Below are 18,385 nucleotides of genomic sequence, written 5' to 3'. Positions count from 1 at the left end.
GCACGATGGACGACCGTATGACGACGCCGTGGGGCGAGCCGGCGCTGACCCGTTTCCCCGAGGACCCGCGCGACCGGCTGCGCGCCTGGGACGCCTCCGACGAGTACCTGCTGAGGTACCTGGCCGAGGAGCGGGTGCCGCTGGACGGCACGGTCGTGGTGCTCGGGGACCGCTGGGGTGCGCTGGTCACGGCGCTCGCGGCGCACCGTCCGGTGCAGATCACCGACTCCTACCTCGCCCAGGAGGCGACCCGGGCCAACCTCGCGCGGGCCGGTGCCGAGCCGGGAGCGGTGCGGCTGCTCACCACGCAGGACCCGCCGCCCGGGCGGATCGACGTGCTGCTGGTGCGGGTGCCGAAGAGCCTGGCGCTGCTGGAGGACCAGTTGCTGCGGCTGGCGCCGGCGGTGCATCCGGGGACGGTGGTCGTCGGTACGGGCATGGTGAAGGAGATCCACACCTCGACGCTGCGGTTGTTCGAGCGGATCCTCGGCCCGACCCGCACCTCCCTCGCCGAGAGGAAGGCCCGGCTGATCTTCTGCGCGCCGGACCCCGCCCTGGATCGGCCCGCCAACCCGTGGCCGTACGTGTACACGCTGCCGGACGGCATCGGTCCCGCCGCGCACGGCACCGTCGTCAACCACGCCGGGGTCTTCTGCGCCGACCGCCTGGACGTCGGGACGCGGTTCTTCCTCGGGCACCTGCCCGAGGGGCGGGGCGGCCGGGTGGTGGACCTGGGGTGTGGCAACGGCGTGGTGGGTACGTCGGTGGCGCTGGCCGACCCGGGCGCCGAGGTGCTGTTCGTGGACGAGTCGTTCCAGGCCGTGGCCTCGGCGGAGGCCACGTACAAGGCGAACGGCGTGCCCGGGCAGGCGGAGTTCCGGGTCGGGGACGGGCTGGCGGGCGTGCCGTCCGGCAGTGTCGACCTGGTGCTGAACAACCCGCCGTTCCACTCCCACCAGGCGACGACGGACGCCACGGCCTGGCGGATGTTCACGGGAGCGCGCCGGGCGTTGCGGCCGGGCGGGGAGCTGTGGGTGGTCGGCAACCGGCATCTGGGCTACCACGTCAAGCTGCGCAAGCTGTTCGGCAACAGCCGGCTCGTGGCGAGCGACCCGAAGTTCGTGGTGCTGAAGGCCGTCAAGCGGTAGGCGTGCCCAGGGTCTTCAGGATTCTCGTCACCGCCTGTGTCATCGCGTCCCGCGCGAGGTTCAGGTAGCCGCGCGGATCGACCGCTTCGGGCCGCTCGGCGAGGAACTCCCGGACGGCTCCCGTCAGGGCGATGTTGAGGGCGGTACCGATGTTGACCTTGGTGATGCCGCCCGCCACGGCGGCCGTGAGCTCGTCGTCCGGGACGCCGGAGGAGCCGTGCAGGACCAGCGGGACGTCCAGCGCGGCCGAGAGCCGGGCGAGCAGGTCGTGGTCGAGGACGGCGGTGCGGGTGGTCATGGCGTGGGAGCTGCCGATGGCGACGGCCAGGGCGTCCACGCCCGAGTCGGCGACGAACGCCCGGGCCTGATCGGGGTCGGTGCGGGCACCGGGAGCGTGCGCGTCCAGCGGCGGTCTGCCGTTCTTGCCGCCGATCTGGCCCAACTCGGCTTCGATCCACAGCCCCCGGGTGTGCGCCCAGGCGACCGCCGCCCGGGTCGCGGCGAGGTTCTGCGCGTAGGGCAGCCGGGCCGCGTCGTACATCACGGAGCTGAAACCGGCGTCCGCGGCCTGGTGGAGCAGGGTGTCGCTCTGCACGTGGTCGAGGTGCAACGCGACGGGGACGGTGGCGTGTTCGGCCGCGGTGACGGCCGCCCGGGCGAGCGGGAGGAGCTGCCCGCCGCGGAACTTCACCGCGTTCTCGCTGACTTGCAGCACGACGGGGGCGCCCGCCGACTCGGCGCCCGCGATGACGGCTTCGACGTGCTCCAGCGTGATGACGTTGAAGGAGGCGACGGCCGAGCCCGTCGTGGCGGCCCGGGTGACGAGGCCGCCCGTGGTGGTGAGGGACACGGGGTCTCCAGGGTCAGGGCGCGAGGATCACCGAACGGGTGAGGTGGCGGGGGCTGTCGGGGTCCAGCCCGCGGGACGCGGCGACGGCGACGGCCAGGCGCTGGACGCGGATCAGGTCGGCGAGCGGGTCCAGCCGCCCCGCGACCCACAGCGCGCCCGTGCCCCGTACCTGTCCGGCGAGGCCGTCCGGCGCGTCGCCGAACATCCAGGTCGCCGTGCCCGTGGTGCTGACGCTGATCGGGCCGTGCCGGTACTCCATCGCCGGGTAGGCCTCCGTCCAGGCCAGCGCGGCCTCGCGCATCTTCAGGGCGGCCTCGTGGGCCAGGCCCACGGTCCAGCCGCGTCCCAGGAAGGTGAACTGGCCGCACCCCACCAGCCCTTGGGGCAGCGGCTGGGCCAGGGCGGTGCGCGCGTCGGTGAGGGCGGTGTCCGGATGCAGGCCGAGGTGGGCGCGGAACAGGGTGAGGGCGGTGGTCGCGAACCGGGTCTGGACGACGGAGCGTTCGTCCGCGAAGTCCAGGACGGCGAGGTCGTCGGCGGCCGTCGTCACGGGCGAGTCCGGGTCGCCGGTGACCGCGGTGGTGCGGGTGGCGCCCTTCAACCGGTCAAGCAGGTCGAGGACTTCGGTCGTGGTGCCGGAGCGGGTGAGCGCGACGACCCGGTCGTAGCGGCGGCCGTGGGGGAACTCCGAGGCGGCGAACGCGTCGGTCTCGCCCTGGCCCGCGTCCTCGCGCAGGGCAGCGGCGGCCTGCGCCATGAAGTACGAGGTGCCGCAGCCGACGATCGCGACCCGCTCCCCCGGCGCCGGCAGCGCCCTCGCGTGCCGCGCCGCTTCCGACGCGGCGCGTTCCCAGCACTCGGGTTGGCTCGTCAGTTCGTCCTCGACATGCGTCATCCCGGACCCTCCGTTTCCCTGCCTCACAGGCATGCTTGTTCATGCAAGATATAGCCAGCTTTCGAGCAACATCAAGCATTCAGACCGGGATGCGGTGCGTTAAGGTCGCCGGAGATCGAGACAGGGAGGTGCGGATGTCGCGCGACGCCCGCTGGAAGGCGCTGCTGGAGCTGCTCGTGGAGCGCGGCCGGCTGGACGTCGAGGACGCCGCGGCCGAGCTCGGGGTGTCGGCGGCGACGATCCGCCGTGACTTCGACGGGCTGGCCGAGCAGCAGATGCTGGTGCGCACCCGGGGTGGCGCGGTCGTGCACGGCGTGTCGTACGAGCTGCCGCTGCGCTACAAGACGGCCCGGCACGCCTCCGAGAAGCAGCGCATCGCCCGGGCGGTGGCGGCTCTGGTGGCGCCGGGGGAGGCGGTCGGGCTGACCGGCGGGACCACGACGACCGAGGTGGCGCGGGCCCTGGCCGTGCGGGGGGACCTGGCCTCGGGGTCGCCCGCGCTGACCGTGGTGACGAACGCGCTGAACATCGCCAACGAGCTGGTCGTGCGCCCCCAGTTCAAGATCGTGCTGACCGGCGGGGTGGCGCGGGCCCAGTCGTACGAGCTGGTCGGGCCGCTCGCCGACGGGGTGCTCGGGCAGATCACTGTCGACGTGGCGGTGCTCGGTGTCGTCGCCTTCGACGTGACGCACGGCGCGGCGGCTCACGACGAGGCGGAGGCGGCGGTCAACCGGCTGCTGTGCGAGCGGGCGGAGCGGGTGGTGGTCGCCGCCGACTCCAGCAAGCTCGGGCAGCGGGCGTTCGCCCGGATCTGCGCGGCCGAGGCGGTGGACACCCTGGTCACGGACACGGCGGCCGACGAGGACACGGTGCGGCGCTTCGAGGAGACCGGGGTACGGGTCGTCACGGTCTGAGGGGTGGTCCGGCGTCGGCCGGGAGAGCAGCCGCCTGCGTCCGGCGTCGGCCGGGGAAGCAGCCTCTTGCGGCCCGGCGGGGGCCGGAACGGCAGCCACCCTCGGTCCGGCGGCAGCCGGAAGAGCACCCCCGCCTGCGTCCGGCGTCGGCCGGGGAAGCAGCCTCTTGCGGCCCGGCCGCGGCTGGGCCTCGGCGGTCCGGCGGCGCGGCCTCCCCCCGGCGGTTCTACGCTGGGGCTGAGGCGCCTACCGGCAGGAGGCCGTCATGGGTGAAGGCGCGCAGGACCGGGACACGCCGGGCGGCGGGCGGCGCTATGTTCCGATCGCCGAGCACGGGCTCATCGGCGATCTGCGCAGCGTGGCCCTGGTGGGGACCGACGGCACCATCGACTGGTACTGCTGTCCGGCCTTCGACGCACCCAGCGTGTTCGCCTCGATCCTGGACGCCGAGCGCGGCGGCTGCTTCGAGCTGGCGGCGTCGGTGCCGGCGCGGACCAAGCAGTTCTACTTCCCCGACACCAATGTGCTGATCACCCGGTTCTTCACCGAGGACGGGGTCGGCGAGGTGCAGGACTTCATGCCGGTCGGCGGCGGGCCGGCGGAGGCCGAGCGGCACCGGCTGATCCGGCGGGTGGTGTGCGTACGCGGCTCGCTCCCGTTCCGCACGCGGGTGGCGCCCCGCTTCGACTACGGCTCCCTGCCCCACACCGTGCGGGTGACCGGCGACACCGCGGTGTTCGAGGCCGAGGGGCTGGCGCTGGCGCTGACCGCGACCGTGCCGCTGGAGGCCGACGGGCCGGACGTGCGGGGCGACTTCAAGCTGTCCGAGGGCGAGACGGCGGTGTTCGCGCTGGACAAGGTCGGCGGCGACGTGACGCCCCGCCGGTGTGCGCGCACGGAGGCGGAGGAGCAGTTCGCGGCGACGGTGGCGTACTGGCGGCACTGGCTGTCGGCGTCCCGGTACAAGGGCCGCTGGCGGGAGATGGTGCACCGCTCGGCGCTGACGCTGAAGCTGCTCACGTACGCGCCGACCGGGGCGATCGTGGCGGCGCCGACGACGAGTCTGCCCGAGGAGCTGGGCGGCGAGCGCAACTGGGACTACCGGTACGTGTGGGTGCGCGACGCAGCGTTCTGCGTCTACGCCCTGCTGCGGCTGGGCTTCACCGGGGAGGCCGAGGCGTTCATGGACTTCGTGACCCGGCACATCAGCCCGGGTGACGGCAAGGTCTCCGGCCCGCTGCAGATCATGTACGGCATCGACGGCCGCACCGAGCTGCCCGAGCGCACCCTCGGCCATCTGGAGGGCCACCACGGCTCGGCGCCGGTGCGCGTCGGGAACGCGGCGGCCGACCAGCTCCAGCTCGACATCTACGGCGCGCTGATCGACTCGATCTACCTCTACGACAAGTGGGCCAAGCCCGTCTCCAGCGGCCACTGGGACGACGTGTGCGCCCTGGTGGACTGGGTGTGCGCGCACTGGGACCAGCCCGACGAGGGGATCTGGGAGACCCGGGGCGGGCGCCGGAACTTCCTGTACTCGCGGCTGATGTGCTGGGTGGCGATCGAGCGGGCCATCCGGATGGCCAACCGGCGCGGCCTGCCGGCCGATCTGCCGCGCTGGCGGGAGTGCCGCGACACGATCTACCGGCGGATCATGAGCCGTGGCTGGTCCGAGGAGCGCGGGGCGTTCGTCCAGCACGAGGACGGCGACGTGCTGGACGCGGCGGTGCTGATGATGCCGCTGACGAAGTTCATCGCGCCCACCGACCCGAAGTGGCTGTCGACGCTGGACGCGCTCACCGAGGAGCTGGTGTCCGACTCGCTGGTCTACCGCTACGACCCGCGCTCCAGTCCCGACGGACTGCGCGGCGACGAGGGCACGTTCTCCATCTGCTCGTTCTGGTACGTGGAGGCGATGGTGCACGCGGGCCGGGTCGACGAGGCGCGGCTCGCCTTCGAGAAGATGCTGACGTACGCCAACCACCTCGGCCTGTACGCCGAGGAGATCAGCCACACCGGGGAGCAGCAGGGCAACTTCCCGCAGGCGTTCACGCACCTCGCGCTGATCAGTGCGGCCTTCAATCTGGACCGGGCGCTCGGCTGACCCTCAGTGGCCGTGCTCGTCGGCCTCATGCCCCTCGGGGGTGTCCGACGGATGCTCCTCGGGGGTATCCGCCGCGGGTGCCGCTCCCCCGGCGTGGACGGTGAACGCCGCCGTGCGGACCGTGCCCTCGTGCCGGAAGTCGAGGAACAGGCGGTAGGGGCCGGAGCTGGGGGCCGTGGCCGTGAACGAGATGTCCGGGCCGGGCTCGGTCGCGCCGTCGCCGGGTTCGCCGTTCGGATGGACGTGCAGGTAGGCGAGGTCGCCGGAACGCAGGGCGACCAGGTGGCCGTACGCGCCGAGGTAGGGCTGGAGGTCGGTGACGGGCTTGCCGTCGCGGGAGACCTTCAGGGTGAGTTCGCTCGCCCGGCCCGGTCGCAGGGCGCCCTCCAGCGTCACGTCGTAGGCGCCGACGCGGGCCGTGGTGTGCGCCGGCGGCAGCGGGCGGGCCTCGTAGGGGCCGGAGGCGGCGAGGTCCGCGCCGAGGGTGAGGTTCCGGGCGTCCTTCTTCGCCGGGGTGAAGTCGGCGAAGACGCGGTAGCCGCCCGCGCGGGGCAGGTCCACGGGGGTGCTCCAGGTGCCGTCGGCGGCGCGGGTGGGGTGCAGGTGGCGGTAGGTGACCAGGTCGCGTGAGGCCACGACGAGGTGGAGTTCCTTGTCGTGTTCGCGCTGGTAGGCGGTGAGCGCGCGGCCGGCGGTGTCCCGGACGGTGAAGCGCAGGACGGCCCGCTCCCCCGCGGTCACGCGCGGGGTCCGCAGGTCGAGCGTGTAACCGCCGTCGGAGATCTGCAGTCCGCCGGCCGGTGGTGTGGCGTGCACGGTGTGTTCGCCGCCCTGCCCGTGCTCCGGTGCGGGCCGGGTGTGTGCGTCCTCGTGCTTCGGGGGGCTGTCGGCGACGACGGGGTCCACGCCCTGCCCGACGCCGTAGGCCGCGCCGAACGTCGCCGCCAGGGCGGCGGCGAAGGTGGTGATCCTCCATGCGGTGTTCATGGTCGTCGACTCCTTCGGATACCGGGCCTCCCGCTCCTCCGCGGGGGGCAGCCATGCAGTTCACCATACCCCTGGGGGGTATTACGTCAAGCTGCGCCCACGCTTGCATCGTATACCCCTCGGGGGTATACATGAACCCGGCGGGAGGATACCCCCGCCCCGTATCTCCGTTCCTGTCGGATCACCATGAGGAGGCACCCGATGCCCGCCACCACCTACGCCGTCTCCGGAATGTCCTGCGGCCACTGCGCGGCCACGCTGACCGAGGCCATCGGCGAGCTGGACGGCGTCAGCGGTGTCGAGGTCGACCTCGGCGCCGGCCGGGTCACCGTCACCAGTGCCGCCGAGCCCGACGACGCCGCGGTCGCGGAGGCCGTCGACGAGGCCGGCTACGAGCTGACCGGGAGGGTCTGAGCCATGAGCACCGGTACGACGACCGGGGCCGACGCCGAGGTGGAGCTCGTCATCGGCGGCATGACCTGCGCCTCCTGCGCCGCGCGCATCGAGAAGAAGCTCAACCGCATGGACGGGGTCACCGCCACCGTCAACTACGCGACGGAGAAGGCCAGGGTCAGCTACTCCGGCGGGGTCTCCGTCGGCGACCTCATCGCCACCGTCGAGGCGACCGGGTACACCGCGCACGAGCCCGCTCCCCCTGCCGAGCGCGACGAGGCGAGCGAGGAGAGCGACGAACTGCGGCCGCTGCGCGAGCGGTTGGTCACGGCCGTGGTGCTCGCGGTCCCCGTCGTCGCCATGGCGATGATCCCGGCGCTGCAGTTCGCGTCCTGGCAGTGGCTGTCCCTCACACTGGCCGCGCCCGTCGTGACATACGCGGCGTGGCCCTTCCACAAGGCGGCGTTCACCAACGCGCGGCACGGTGCGGCCACCATGGACACCCTGATCTCGGTGGGCACCTCGGCCGCGTTCCTGTGGTCGCTGTGGGCGCTGTTCTTCGGCGCCGCGGGCACCCCGGGCATGACGCACCCCTTCGAGCTGACCATCGAGCGCACGGACGGCGCCGGGAACATCTACCTGGAGGCCGCCGCGGGCGTGACCGCCTTCATCCTGGCCGGGCGGTACTTCGAGGCCCGCGCCAAGCGCAAGGCGGGCGCCGCGCTGCGGGCCCTGCTGGAGCTGGGCGCGAAGAACGTCACGGTGCTGCGGGCCGACGGCCGCGAACGGACCGTGCCGGTCACGGAGTTGACGGTCGGCGACCGCTTCCTGGTCCGCCCCGGCGAGAAGATCGCGACGGACGGGACGGTCGACGAGGGGTCCTCCGCCGTGGACGCCTCGATGCTCACCGGCGAGTCCGTCCCCGTGGAGGTCGGTGCCGGCGACCCGGTGACCGGTGCCACGATCAACGTCGGCGGGCGGCTCGTCGTACGGGCCACGCGCGTCGGTGCCGACACCCAGCTGGCCCGGATGGCCCGGCTCGTGGAGGACGCGCAGAACGGCAAGGCCGCCGCGCAGCGGCTCGCCGACCGGATCTCCGCCGTGTTCGTGCCGGTGGTGATCGCCCTGGCGCTCGGCACCCTGGGATTCTGGCTGGGCAACGGCGCCGGGCTGACGGCCGCCTTCACCGCGGCGGTCGCCGTCCTCGTCATCGCCTGCCCCTGCGCGCTGGGGCTGGCCACGCCGACCGCGCTGATGGTGGGCACCGGGCGGGGCGCCCAGCTCGGCATCCTGATCAAGGGCCCCGAGGTGCTGGAGTCCACGCGCCGGGTCGACACCGTGGTCCTCGACAAGACGGGCACGGTCACGACCGGCCGTATGACACTGCTGGCCGTACACACCACCGAGGGCACCGACGAGACCGAAGTGCTGCGGCTGGCAGGGGCGTTGGAGCACTCCTCCGAGCACCCGATCGCCCGGGCCGTCGCCGACGGTGCGCTGCAGAAGCTGGGCGCGCTGCCGACGCCCGAGGACTTCGCCAACGTCCCCGGGCTGGGTGTGCGGGGCCTCGTGGAGGGCCACGCGGTGCTCGTCGGCCGGGAGCGGCTGCTGGCCGACTGGGCGATGGAGCTTCCCGAGGACCTGGCCGCGGCCCGGGCGGCGGCCGAGGACGCCGGGCGCACGGCCGTCACCGTCGCGTGGGACGGCGAGGCGCGTGCGGTGCTGGAAGTGGCCGACGCGGTGAAGGACACCAGCGCGGAGGCCGTCGCACGGCTGCGGGCGCTCGGCCTCACGCCGATCCTGCTCACCGGCGACAACGAGGCGGTGGCCCGGTCCGTGGCCCGCGAGGTCGGCATCGAAAAAGTCATCGCCGAGGTGCTCCCGCAGGACAAGGTCGACGTCGTCGAACGACTGCGGGCCGAGGGCCGGACCGTGGCGATGGTCGGTGACGGAGTCAACGACGCGGCCGCCCTCGCCCGGGCCGATCTGGGCCTGGCCATGGGCACCGGCACGGACGCCGCGATCGAGGCCGGCGACCTGACCCTCGTACGGGGCGATCTGCGGGCCGCCGCGGACGCCATCCGGCTCGCCCGCCGCACGCTCGGCACCATCCGCTCGAACCTGTTCTGGGCCTTCGCCTACAACGTGGCGGCCCTGCCGCTGGCCGCGGCGGGTCTGCTCACCCCGATGATCGCCGGGGCGGCGATGGCCTTCTCATCGGTCTTCGTGGTCGCCAACTCCCTGCGCCTGCGCACCTTCCGGGCCACCGGCTGAGACACCCACGGCTCAGGGACGACGCCACACCGGTGTGCGGCGCCGGAACAGGCGGCGGCGCAGCCGGACCGTCCCTCCGGGGCGGCGCCCGTCCGCGCTCGGTCTTCCGGCACACCGGGATGGCCGTCCGCCGTCCGGGCACTCGGGAGGTACCGGCTCGCAGGGGCGCCGAGCGTGCGCCGGTCGCGAGCCGGTACCTTGCTGGGGAAAGGCCACTGCGGGGAGAAGCACATGACCGATCCGACGACCACAGACGCGGACGCCCCCCGTCCGCTCCGGAACACCCAGGACTCCGCGGCTGCACGCGGCCGACGGCTGCTGGGCGCCGTGTTCGCCGATCTCAGGGCCGTGGACGGCGCCTTGTACGCGGCGGTCGCAGCGACCCCCACCCCGACCCTGGACCGGACACTGCGCCACCTGTCGCACGCCGCCGACCACTCCAAGATCTCGTTCGGCATCGCCGCTGCCCTGGCTCTCGCCGGCAAGCGACCGCGCAGGGCCGCCTTCGCCGGGGTCGGCGCGATCGCCGTGGCATCGGCCTCGGCGAACCTGCTCGGCAAGCGCCTGGTGCGCCGGGCGCGGCCGGACCGGGAGGCGGCCCGGGTGACGGTGGACCGGCACGTGAAGATGCCGACCTCGGCGTCGTTCCCGTCCGGGCACACGGCGTCGGCGGTCGCGTTCGCCACCGCCGTCGGCGTGGTCCTGCCCCCGGCCGCGGTCCCGCTCGGAGCACTGGCGAGCGCCGTCGGCTACTCCCGCGTCCACACCGGTGTGCACTACCCGGGCGACGTGGCGGCCGGAGCGGTGCTCGGCATCGCCAGCGCCGCCGTGGCCCTGGCGGCGGCAGCGGCCACCCCCTCGGCGAGGCCCAAGGCCCTCCTCAAGGCGGCCCGCCACTGGCCACGCATCACCCTCGGCGGCCCCGCCCGCGGCTGAGCGGGACGGCGTACGCCCGCCGAGCCGGTGCGGAACGGCGGCGTACGTCGACGGCGGTGAGCGCCAGGGCCAGCGGGCCCGGAGCGAGGAAGGCCAGGGGCAGCAGCATCCACGCGCACGCCACCGCCGTCACCACCGCGAGCAGCACCAGGCCGCTGCCCCCCGCGTCGCTCACGGCGTCCCGGCCGGCCCCGCGCACCGCCGCCCGCCAGTCGGTGAGCGACTCGGGGCGTCCGCAGGCCCGCAGCCCGACCACGGCCGCGCCCGTGCCGATCACTCCCGCGGCCACCGCGAACAGCGGCGCGCCCGGCAGCCCGGCCCCGGCCAGCGCCAGGTCGGCGGCGAGCACCAGCAGACCCGCCAGGGCGACGGCGCCCGCCCCCACGTCACCGGCCCGCAACCGCCGCCGCAGCAGGGCGGCGTACCGCCCCGCCGTGACCGGCCGGCCCTCCCCCGCCCCGCGCAGCACGGCGCACGCCGTCGACAGTGCCGCCGGAACCGTGACGAGGGGAAGGCAGGCCACGGCTGTGGCGAGTCCGACGCTCAGCACGTCGGCGAACAGGGTCGTGCGCGGCCCGAACACCTCGCCCGCCTCGCGCGTCGGCACGCCCCTCACCCCTTCAGCCCGGAGCCGGCCATGCCCTCCACCAGGAACCGCTGGAAGGCGAGGAAGAACAGCACGATCGGCAGCAGCGCGATCACCGACAGGGCGAACATGGGGCCGAACGCGGAGGTGCTGGAGGCGTCCACGAAGGAGCGCAGGGCGAGCGTGAGGGTGAACTTGTCCGGGTCGAAGAGGTAGATGAGCTGGGTGAAGAAGTCGTTCCAGGTCCAGATGAACGTGAAGATGGCCGTGGTGATCAGGGCCGGCCGGGTGAGCGGCAGGACGACCTGGAAGAAGCTGCGGAACGGCCCGCAGCCGTCGATCCGGGCCGCCTCCTCCAGCTCACGCGGCAGACCGCGCATGAACTGCACGATGAGGAAGACGAAGAACGCCTCGGTGGCGAGGAACTTCGGCAGGATCAGCGGCCAGTAGGTGTTCACCATGCCGAGCTGGTTGAAGATGATGTACTGCGGGATCAGCACCGCGTGGTGCGGCAGCATGATCGTGGCGATCATGAAGGCGAACAGGGGCCCACGCAGCCGGAACCGCAGCCGTGCGAAGGCGTAGGCGGCGAGCGAGCAGCTGATGACGTTGCCGGCGACCGCGCCGCCCGCGATCAGCAGGGAGTTGCCGAGCAGCCGCCAGATGGAGACGTCGTTGACGCCGTCGAGGGCGGTCGCGTAGTTGGACCACTCCAGGCGGCCGGGCAGCAGGTCGAGGCTGGCGATGACCTCGTCGGCGGGCTTGAGCGAGGTGGCCAGCAGCCAGGCCAGCGGGTACAGCATGACCAGCAGGGCGGCCAGGGCCCCGAGGTGTACGGCCACCCGGCCCCATCGAACAGGCCTGTGCGTCACGGTCGTCGAGGTCACCGCTCCCCCTCGGAGGCGTAGAAGACCCAGGAGCGCGAGGTGCGGAACAGCACCGCCGTGACGATGCCGATCACGAGGAGCAGTACCCACGCCATGGCGGAGGCGTAGCCCATGTGGGAGGCGACGAAGCCCCGGTCGTAGAGGTACATGGTGTAGACGAGCGTCGAGTCGGCCGGTCCGCCCTTGCCCGCGCTGACCGCGAAGGCCGGGGTGAACACCTGGAAGGCCTGGATGGTCTGCAGGACCAGGTTGAAGAAGAGCACCGGGGAGAGCATGGGCAGGGTGACGGACAGGAACTGCCGCCGCTTGCCGGCCCCGTCGACCGCGGCGGCCTCGTACAGCTCGGCGGGGATCTGCTGGAGTCCGGCGAGGAAGATGACCATGGGGGCACCGAACTGCCACACCGTCAGCAGGGCGACGGCCGACAGCGCCCAGCCGGGCTTGTTGACCCAGCCGCCGGTGCCGAGCAGGTTGTCGACCGGGCCGCCGTCGTTGAAGACCGCCCGCCAGACGAGGGCGACGGACATCGACGCGCCGAGCAGGGACGGTGCGTAGAACGCGGAGCGGTAGAAGCCCTTGCCGCGCTTCATGCCCTTCAGGGCGAGGGCCACGGCGAGGGCGAGGGCGAGTTGCAGGGGCACGGCGATGACGACGTACGTGAGGGTCGTGACCACCGAGCGCCAGTAGCGCGGGTCCTCGGTGAACATCTGCGTGTAGTTGCGCAGGCCGACCCACTGGGGCGGGTCGAACAGGTTGTAGTCGGTGAACGACAGGTACAGCGACACGGCCATGGGCAGCAGTGTCAGGACGATCGCGCCGAGCACCCAGGGCGAGAGGAACACCCAGGCGGCGCCCTCGCGTTCGCGCCTCGGGCGGCGTGTCGGGGCAGCTGCGGGGGCGGGCCGCGCCGCCGGGGGGATCGCGGTGGTGGTCATGACCTCAGCTCCGCCTTCGCCTCGGTGATGTAGTTCTCGGCCGCCTCGCGGGGCGACATGCGCCCGTAGGACACCTGGTCGTAGTCCCGCTGGAAGGTGCTCTGCAGCGCGTTGTCGCCGGCGGGCGGTGCCTGGGGCGGGTCGTCGAGCCTGCCCTCCAGAGAGGCTTGGAAGTCGGCGATGGTCCGGTCGAAGTCCTTCAGGCCCGGGCCGATGTCGTCCCGGACGGTCTCGTTGACGGGGATGCCGCGGCTCGCGCCGAGGATCTTCGCGGCCCGCCGGTCGTTGATGAGGAAGTCGACGAGCTGCGCGGCCTGCTTCGGGTGGCCGGTGCCGGCCGAGACGCCCACGAACATGGACGGCTTGAAGTACTGGCCCGGTGTCCCGTCCTCGCCGCACGGCATCGGGGCGAGGGCGACGCCGCCGTCGACGAGGGCGGCGAAGCCGCTGGCCGGGGCGTCCCAGTTGGCGTCGGTGGCGGCCGTGCCGCGTCCCAGCGGGGTGTTCTCGACGGAGCCGTCGAGCTGGGTGGTCTGCTCGGCGGGCGAGACGGCGCCTGCCCGGCGCAGCCGGTCGGTGAAGGTCCACCAGCGGGTGAGGTCGCCGGCGGTGAAGCCGAGCCCGCCGCCCTCGGTGTAGAGGGACTTGCCCCGGCCCCGCAGCCAGACCTCGAAGGCGTCCTCGCTCTGGCCGGGGTCGGTCGCGCCGGGCTTGCCGGTCTTCTTCGCGAGGGCCCGCATGGTGTCGGCCCACCGGCTCCAGGTCCAGCTCTTGCCGGGCAGGGGGACGCCCGACCGCTTCCAGGTCCGTACGTCGTAGGCGACGGTCTCGGTGCCGCGGCCCTGCGGGATCGCGTACTGGACGTCGTCGACGCGGCCGGTGGCGAGCAGGCCCGGGTCGATCTCGTGGGTGCGCAGGACCCGCTTCTGTCGCCCGAGGTCGAGCAGGACGCCGCCGGAGGCGTACTGGTCGATCTGGCGGTAGTCCAGCTGCATCACGTCCGGGGCGTCGCCGCCGGCGGCCTGGGTGGCGAGCTTCTGTTTGTAGGCGTCGTAGCCGGAGAACGACGTCGACACGTCGATGTCCGGGTGCTGTCTCTCGAACAGCGCGACGGCCTGCTCGGTGCGTTCCGCGCGGTCGGGGTTGCCCCACCAGGTGTAGCGCAGCACGACCTTGCCGTCTCCTGCGGACTCCCCGGATCCTCCGCAGCCGGCCAGCACGGCACACAGTGCCAGTGCGGCGGCCGACGCGCAGAACCCCTTTGTCCTGTGTCCGGGCATGCCGAGGTCACTCCTCTCGACGGAGTTTCGGTTGAGCCCCCCTCAGATCCCCCGCGGGTGGTCCTTCGCGGCTCCCCCGCGGCCCCCCTCAGGCGCCGTGCCGCTCCTCCCCCAGGAACGGCAGCGTGGTGCCGGGCAGCGTGTACTCGTCGCGCCGGCCGCACATGCCGAAGCCGCCGAGCCGGGTGGGCGCGGCCTCGTGCGCGGTGGCCTCGCCGAGGTAGTCGACCTCGCCGGCGGCCAGGGCTTCGAGCTGGGCGCCGGTGCGTTCCGCGGTGGCCAGGGCGCCCTCCCGCCAGAGCTTCCGCCAGGTGGGAACCTTGTCGCGGACGATCCGGGCCGCGGCGCGCTGGAAGTCGCGGTACGGGCCGTTGTCGCCGGCGACGAGGGCCTCGCGCAGGACGAGGTAGCCCTCGACGGCGAGGTCCCTGCGACGCCGGGCGGCCGCGGCCGTCTCCGGTCCGGTGCCGGGCGGCAGGGTGGCCGCGGCGGCGTACTTCTCCGGGTCGGCGAGCACCTCGGGCGGGAAGGTGAACACGGCGTCGCCGGCCTCGGGCAGGCCGCTGTTCTGCATCAGCACGGTGACGCGCAGATCGCCGCCCTGCACCATGCGGTGCACGGTGCCCGGGGTGAACCAGGCGATCGAGCCGGCTGCGAGCGGGACGTCCCGGTAGCCGTCGGGGCTCAGGGTCTGGACCGCGCCCCGGCCGCCGGTGACGACGTACGCCTCCGTGCACACCAGGTGCAGGTGCGGACTGCCGCCGCAGACGCCGTCGGCGGCCTCCCAGTCGTAGGCGCTGAGATGGGACAGGCCGATCGCGCCGGGCAGCGGATGCGGCAGACCCGCCGGTTCGGGTTCGCTCACCACGGCAGGCCCTCCAGGTGGGTGCCGACCCGGTCGCGGTCCCAGGCGCCGTCGGCGACGACGACGCGGTACCGGTAGCCGAAGGACTCGCCCGGCGGCAGCTCGAACTCCTCGAAGAACGCCCAGGAGAAGGCGACCGTCGGGAACGGCTCGGAGCGCACGAACCAGTGCGACTCGTGGATCGGGGACGTCCCGTCGAGGTTCTCCGGGGCGTGCGCGAAGACCAGGGTGGAGTGGCCGTCGACGTCGTCGTGCTCGGCGGTGAAGGCGATCCAGGGGCCCTGGGTGCCCATCAGTTTGCCCGCGTCGGCGTCGGTGTCCGGGGCGAAGACGCTGCCGCCGGTGAAGTCGCGCGGGCCGCGCCACTGGAGTCCGGTGTAGCCGGCCATGTCACGGCCCGCGGTGGTCGGGGAGCCGAACACCAGCGGTGCGGAACGGGTGTTGGTGAGGCGGATCGACCAGTCCAGGGCCCAGGAACCGGCCTCCTCGTCCACCGAGTGGACGGTCAGGCCGCGCACCTCGCGCGCCCACTCCTCGCCGCCGTTCTCGATCCAGGTGAGGTTCTCGGTGAAGGCGAGCCGGTCGTCCTCGACGGTGACGTCCGCGAAGCCGTCGTGCCGCATCGAGCCGACGCGCTCGGGCAGGCGGAGGTACCCCTCGCCGTGGACGTAGCAGTTGCCGCCCCAGAAGTTCTGGCCGGACAGGTGGCTCGCGGTCATCTGCAGGCCCTTGTGCCAGCGGTGGTCGCTCGGGCGGTAGCCGGTGACGGTACGGCCCGAGAGGGTGCGCACGGGGTGGGCGTAGGGCTTGCGGGACTCGAAGGGATCCGGGTCGGGGCGGTAGACGTAGCGGAGGATCTCCGTGCCGCCTGCGGTGACGGCGATGTCCTCGCCGTGCGTGTGGGTGACGCGGATGGTCATGCGCGCTCCTTGGGGGCCCAGTCGGGGTACTCGCCGTGCATGGCCTCGTAGAAGGGATCGCCGGGGCCGATCTCCCCCGCGCGCACCGAGCGGCCGGTGAACGCCGCCTTGTACAGGGCGGCGGCGAACTCCAGGGTGGCGCGGGCGTCGTGGCCGCTGCCCGGCGGCCGGGTGCCGGCGTCGTAGGCGTCGAGGAGCTCGCCCAGCTGGGCGGTGTGCGAGCTGGGCACGTCGCTCGCGGGGGACCGCCAGGCGGTGGCGCGCTCGGAGGCGACGTGCGGGGCCGGGGTGTAGGCCCAGCTGTCGTTGGTGTGGCCGTACAGGTGGGTGAGCTCGACCGTGGCGTCCGCGCAGTCGATGCGGATGCGGCTCACCTCGTCCGGGGAGAGCACGCTGTTGACGACGGTGGCGAGGGCGCCGTTGCCGAAGCGCACCAGGGCGGTGGAGACGTCCTCGCTCTCGGTGTCGTGGACCAGGCGCGCGGCCATGGCCTGGATCTCCTCCCACTCGCCGAGCAGATGGAGCAGCAGGTCGTACTGGTGGATGCCGTGGCCCATGGTAGGGCCGCCGCCCTCGCCGGCCCACGTCCCGCGCCAGGGCACCGCGTAGTACGCCGCGTCCCGGTGCCAGGTGGTCTGGCAGTGCGCCACGAGCGGGGCTCCCAGCTCGCCGCCGGTGATCAGCTCGCGGGCATGCACGGCGCCGGATCCGTAGCGGTGCTGGAACACGACGGACGCGTACCCGCCGGAGGCCTCCTCGGCGGCGGCGATCTCGTCGTACTCGGCGAGCGACAGGGTGAGCGGCTTCTCGCACAGCACCCAGGCGCCCGCCTTCAGCGCGGCGACGGTCTGGTCGCGGTGCAGGGACGGCGGTGTCCCGATCAGGACCAGGTCGGGCCGTACGGCGTCCAGCATCGCGTCCATCGTGGTGTACCCGGCGACCTGTGCACCGGCCAGTGCGCGGAAGGCGTCGAGGCGCTCCTGGTCGACGTCGACGGCGGCCACCAGTTCCACCCGGTCGGCGTGGGCCCGGAGCGCGGGCAGATGGCTGCCGCTGACGATGGCTCCGGTGCCGACGACGGCCACACGGCGGCGGGTGGGGGACAAGGACATGCGGCGCTCCTCGGACGGCCGGCGGACACACGCTTGGAAAGCGCTTGCACTCGGAAGGGACCCTAGGCGCGAGAGAATGTCTGGACAACCCCCCTGCAGCGACCTGCACAAGGTCTGCCCGAGCATTGACCCAGCTTGGGGCGGAGTTGCGGGGTGTCGCCCCGGCACGGAAACGGCATTCCGTCCGGCGTTCCACCGGCACGCCGCTCCGGCACGGCCCCCGAGCTGCCGCTTCCGTGAAGTCGCGGCGCACAGCACCTACAGTGGCTGCCTGTGATCGGAGGGTGACTTCCCGCCGGGCGGGAATCGAGCCCGTCGCCCTGCCCACCGCATCGGAGTCACCCATGGCCCCGCCCCCGCACTCCCCCCGCGCGCCGCGCTCCGGGCCGTCCGTCCTGCTGGTCCTGATCCCGCTCGCGGTCCTGATCCTGGTGGCCGTGTCCGTGGGGTCGTGGCTGCAGTACACCGAGCGGCAGGCGAAGGACACCGTGTACACGGCAGGCTCCCGGGCCGCCGACCGGGTGGACGTGGAGGCCACCGTCCAGAGCGTCGACGCCGCGGCCGGAGAGCTCGTCCTGCGCGTCCGGGTCAGCCCGCGCGGGAGCCTCGGCGAGCAGGGCGGAACCGCCCCGGTGGCCGATCTGAGCCTCCAGACGTCCGTGGCGACCCTCAGCGACCTGGCGTTCGAGGCACACGAGCGGCTCGCGCCCCAGGACGTACGGGTCGCGATCACGGGCGGGTCGATCAGCGACTACCCCTTCGACACCTACGACACCGGCATCGAGTTCTGGGCCGTGCAGGGCGGCGAGCCCGCGCCGGTGCGGCTGCTCCTCTCCAACGCCGACACGCTCTTCTCCGTCGCGGTGACACCCCTGCCCCCGGGACAGGAGGCCGCCATGGGGCTGAAGCTGTCCCGGTCGGGCAGCCTGCTCACCTTCGCGGTCTTCATGATGGTCGCGATGTGGGCCCTGGCGTCGTCCGTGCTGCTCGGGGCCTGGTACCTGACGACCCGCAGGCAGGGCCTGGTCTGGCCCGCGCTCGCCTGGATGGCGGCCACGCTGTTCGCGCTCGCGGCGTTCCGCAACACCGCCCCCGGCACTCCGCCGATCGGTTGCGTGATGGACTGGTTCGCCTTCTTCTGGGCCGAGGCGGTCGTCGCCGTGTGCCTGATCGTGGTGGTCACCTTCGGCATCCGCACCGCCCTGCGCCCGGCCGACGCCGCACCCGCCTGAGGCCCGCCGGCGGCGGCGCGCCCAGGACAGCGGCCGGCCCTGGTGGTCACCGCACGGGGGCGGTGAC

17 protein-coding genes are annotated in these 18,385 nt (G+C 73.2%); 7 read left to right on the top strand and 10 right to left on the bottom strand.

Annotation, left to right across the window (positions count from 1 at the left end; translation table 11 throughout):
- The first annotated feature begins 17 nt into the window (after positions 1 to 17).
- Positions 18 to 1,148 carry a methyltransferase gene (locus ACFV20_RS29230; protein WP_385661920.1) on the top strand — a complete coding sequence of 377 codons (1,131 nt, stop codon included), beginning with the start codon at positions 18 to 20 and terminating at the stop codon, positions 1,146 to 1,148.
- On the opposite strand, the gene ACFV20_RS29225 is transcribed toward ACFV20_RS29230, so the two are convergent.
- Together ACFV20_RS29225 and ACFV20_RS29220 are read right to left on the bottom strand one after the other, a co-directional pair.
- Positions 1,138 to 1,998 (bottom strand): ketose-bisphosphate aldolase, encoded by an 861-nt coding sequence (locus ACFV20_RS29225; protein ID WP_385661774.1) that lies wholly within the window; start codon positions 1,996 to 1,998, stop codon positions 1,138 to 1,140. The two genes, ACFV20_RS29230 and ACFV20_RS29225, sit on opposite strands and share 11 nt — an antisense overlap.
- Positions 1,999 to 2,011: 13 nt before the next feature.
- Entirely contained in the window at positions 2,012 to 2,893 is an 882-nt protein-coding gene (locus tag ACFV20_RS29220; RefSeq protein ID WP_385661771.1) for an SIS domain-containing protein, read from the bottom strand.
- 134 nt (positions 2,894 to 3,027) lie between these two features.
- Between ACFV20_RS29220 and ACFV20_RS29215 the strand changes: the two genes are divergently transcribed.
- On the top strand, positions 3,028 to 3,807 hold the full coding sequence (locus ACFV20_RS29215) for a DeoR/GlpR family DNA-binding transcription regulator (protein WP_385661769.1): 780 nt from the start codon (positions 3,028 to 3,030) through the stop codon (positions 3,805 to 3,807).
- 265 nt (positions 3,808 to 4,072) lie between these two features.
- Complete coding sequence (locus ACFV20_RS29210) at positions 4,073 to 5,911, top strand: glycoside hydrolase family 15 protein (RefSeq protein WP_385661766.1); 1,839 nt, start codon at positions 4,073 to 4,075, stop codon at positions 5,909 to 5,911.
- A 3-nt stretch (positions 5,912 to 5,914) separates the two neighbouring features.
- Here the strand turns inward: ACFV20_RS29210 and ACFV20_RS29205 are convergent, their stop codons facing one another.
- The gene (locus ACFV20_RS29205) at positions 5,915 to 6,898 is read right to left on the bottom strand and encodes a hypothetical protein (RefSeq protein WP_385661763.1); all 984 of its coding nucleotides are present in this window, start codon (positions 6,896 to 6,898) and stop codon (positions 5,915 to 5,917) included.
- A gap of 201 nt (positions 6,899 to 7,099) precedes the next feature.
- On the opposite strand from ACFV20_RS29205, the gene ACFV20_RS29200 reads away from it, so the two are divergent.
- From ACFV20_RS29200 to ACFV20_RS29190, 3 genes are all read left to right on the top strand, one after another.
- Positions 7,100 to 7,312 carry a heavy-metal-associated domain-containing protein gene (locus tag ACFV20_RS29200; protein ID WP_385661760.1) on the top strand — a complete coding sequence of 71 codons (213 nt, stop codon included), beginning with the start codon at positions 7,100 to 7,102 and terminating at the stop codon, positions 7,310 to 7,312.
- A gap of 3 nt (positions 7,313 to 7,315) precedes the next feature.
- On the top strand, positions 7,316 to 9,565 hold the full coding sequence (locus ACFV20_RS29195) for a heavy metal translocating P-type ATPase (RefSeq protein ID WP_385661757.1): 2,250 nt from the start codon (positions 7,316 to 7,318) through the stop codon (positions 9,563 to 9,565).
- Positions 9,566 to 9,796: 231 nt separating this feature from the next.
- Positions 9,797 to 10,501, top strand: coding sequence for a phosphatase PAP2 family protein (locus ACFV20_RS29190; protein ID WP_385661754.1), 705 nt, complete (start codon positions 9,797 to 9,799; stop codon positions 10,499 to 10,501).
- Here the strand turns inward: ACFV20_RS29190 and ACFV20_RS29185 are convergent.
- The 7 genes from ACFV20_RS29185 to ACFV20_RS29155 form a co-directional block, all read right to left on the bottom strand.
- Positions 10,473 to 11,108: a hypothetical protein gene (locus tag ACFV20_RS29185; RefSeq protein ID WP_385661751.1), complete on the bottom strand. Its 636-nt coding sequence runs from the start codon at positions 11,106 to 11,108 to the stop codon at positions 10,473 to 10,475. The genes ACFV20_RS29190 and ACFV20_RS29185 overlap by 29 nt on opposite strands.
- Positions 11,109 to 11,113: 5 nt before the next feature.
- Positions 11,114 to 11,974: a carbohydrate ABC transporter permease gene (locus tag ACFV20_RS29180; protein WP_385661748.1), complete on the bottom strand. Its 861-nt coding sequence runs from the start codon at positions 11,972 to 11,974 to the stop codon at positions 11,114 to 11,116.
- Positions 11,971 to 12,909, bottom strand: a complete 939-nt coding sequence (locus ACFV20_RS29175) for a carbohydrate ABC transporter permease (protein WP_385661744.1) — start codon at positions 12,907 to 12,909, stop codon at positions 11,971 to 11,973. Before ACFV20_RS29175 ends, ACFV20_RS29180 begins: the two co-directional genes overlap by 4 nt.
- The gene (locus tag ACFV20_RS29170) at positions 12,906 to 14,189 is read right to left on the bottom strand and encodes an ABC transporter substrate-binding protein (RefSeq protein ID WP_385661742.1); all 1,284 of its coding nucleotides are present in this window, start codon (positions 14,187 to 14,189) and stop codon (positions 12,906 to 12,908) included. Before ACFV20_RS29170 ends, ACFV20_RS29175 begins: the two co-directional genes overlap by 4 nt.
- Before the next feature lie 88 nt (positions 14,190 to 14,277).
- Positions 14,278 to 15,057, bottom strand: coding sequence for a cupin (locus ACFV20_RS29165; RefSeq protein ID WP_385661739.1), 780 nt, complete (start codon positions 15,055 to 15,057; stop codon positions 14,278 to 14,280).
- Entirely contained in the window at positions 15,051 to 15,974 is a 924-nt protein-coding gene (locus ACFV20_RS29160) for a PmoA family protein (RefSeq protein WP_385661736.1), read from the bottom strand. Before ACFV20_RS29160 ends, ACFV20_RS29165 begins: the two co-directional genes overlap by 7 nt.
- Positions 15,971 to 17,086 (bottom strand): Gfo/Idh/MocA family protein, encoded by a 1,116-nt coding sequence (locus tag ACFV20_RS29155; RefSeq protein ID WP_385661733.1) that lies wholly within the window; start codon positions 17,084 to 17,086, stop codon positions 15,971 to 15,973. The genes ACFV20_RS29160 and ACFV20_RS29155 overlap by 4 nt, the downstream gene beginning before the upstream one ends.
- 344 nt (positions 17,087 to 17,430) lie before the next feature.
- Here ACFV20_RS29155 and ACFV20_RS29150 point away from each other — a divergent pair, with 344 nt between their 5' ends.
- Positions 17,431 to 18,318, top strand: a complete 888-nt coding sequence (locus ACFV20_RS29150) for a DUF4436 family protein (RefSeq protein WP_385661731.1) — start codon at positions 17,431 to 17,433, stop codon at positions 18,316 to 18,318.
- The last annotated feature ends 67 nt before the right edge of the window (positions 18,319 to 18,385 follow it).

This window comes from Streptomyces sp. NPDC059696, assembly GCF_042733745.1.
Lineage (GTDB): Bacteria > Actinomycetota > Actinomycetes > Streptomycetales > Streptomycetaceae > Streptomyces.
The sequence above is the reverse complement of the archived record's forward strand: the minus strand, read 5'-3'. Positions and strand labels throughout refer to the sequence as shown.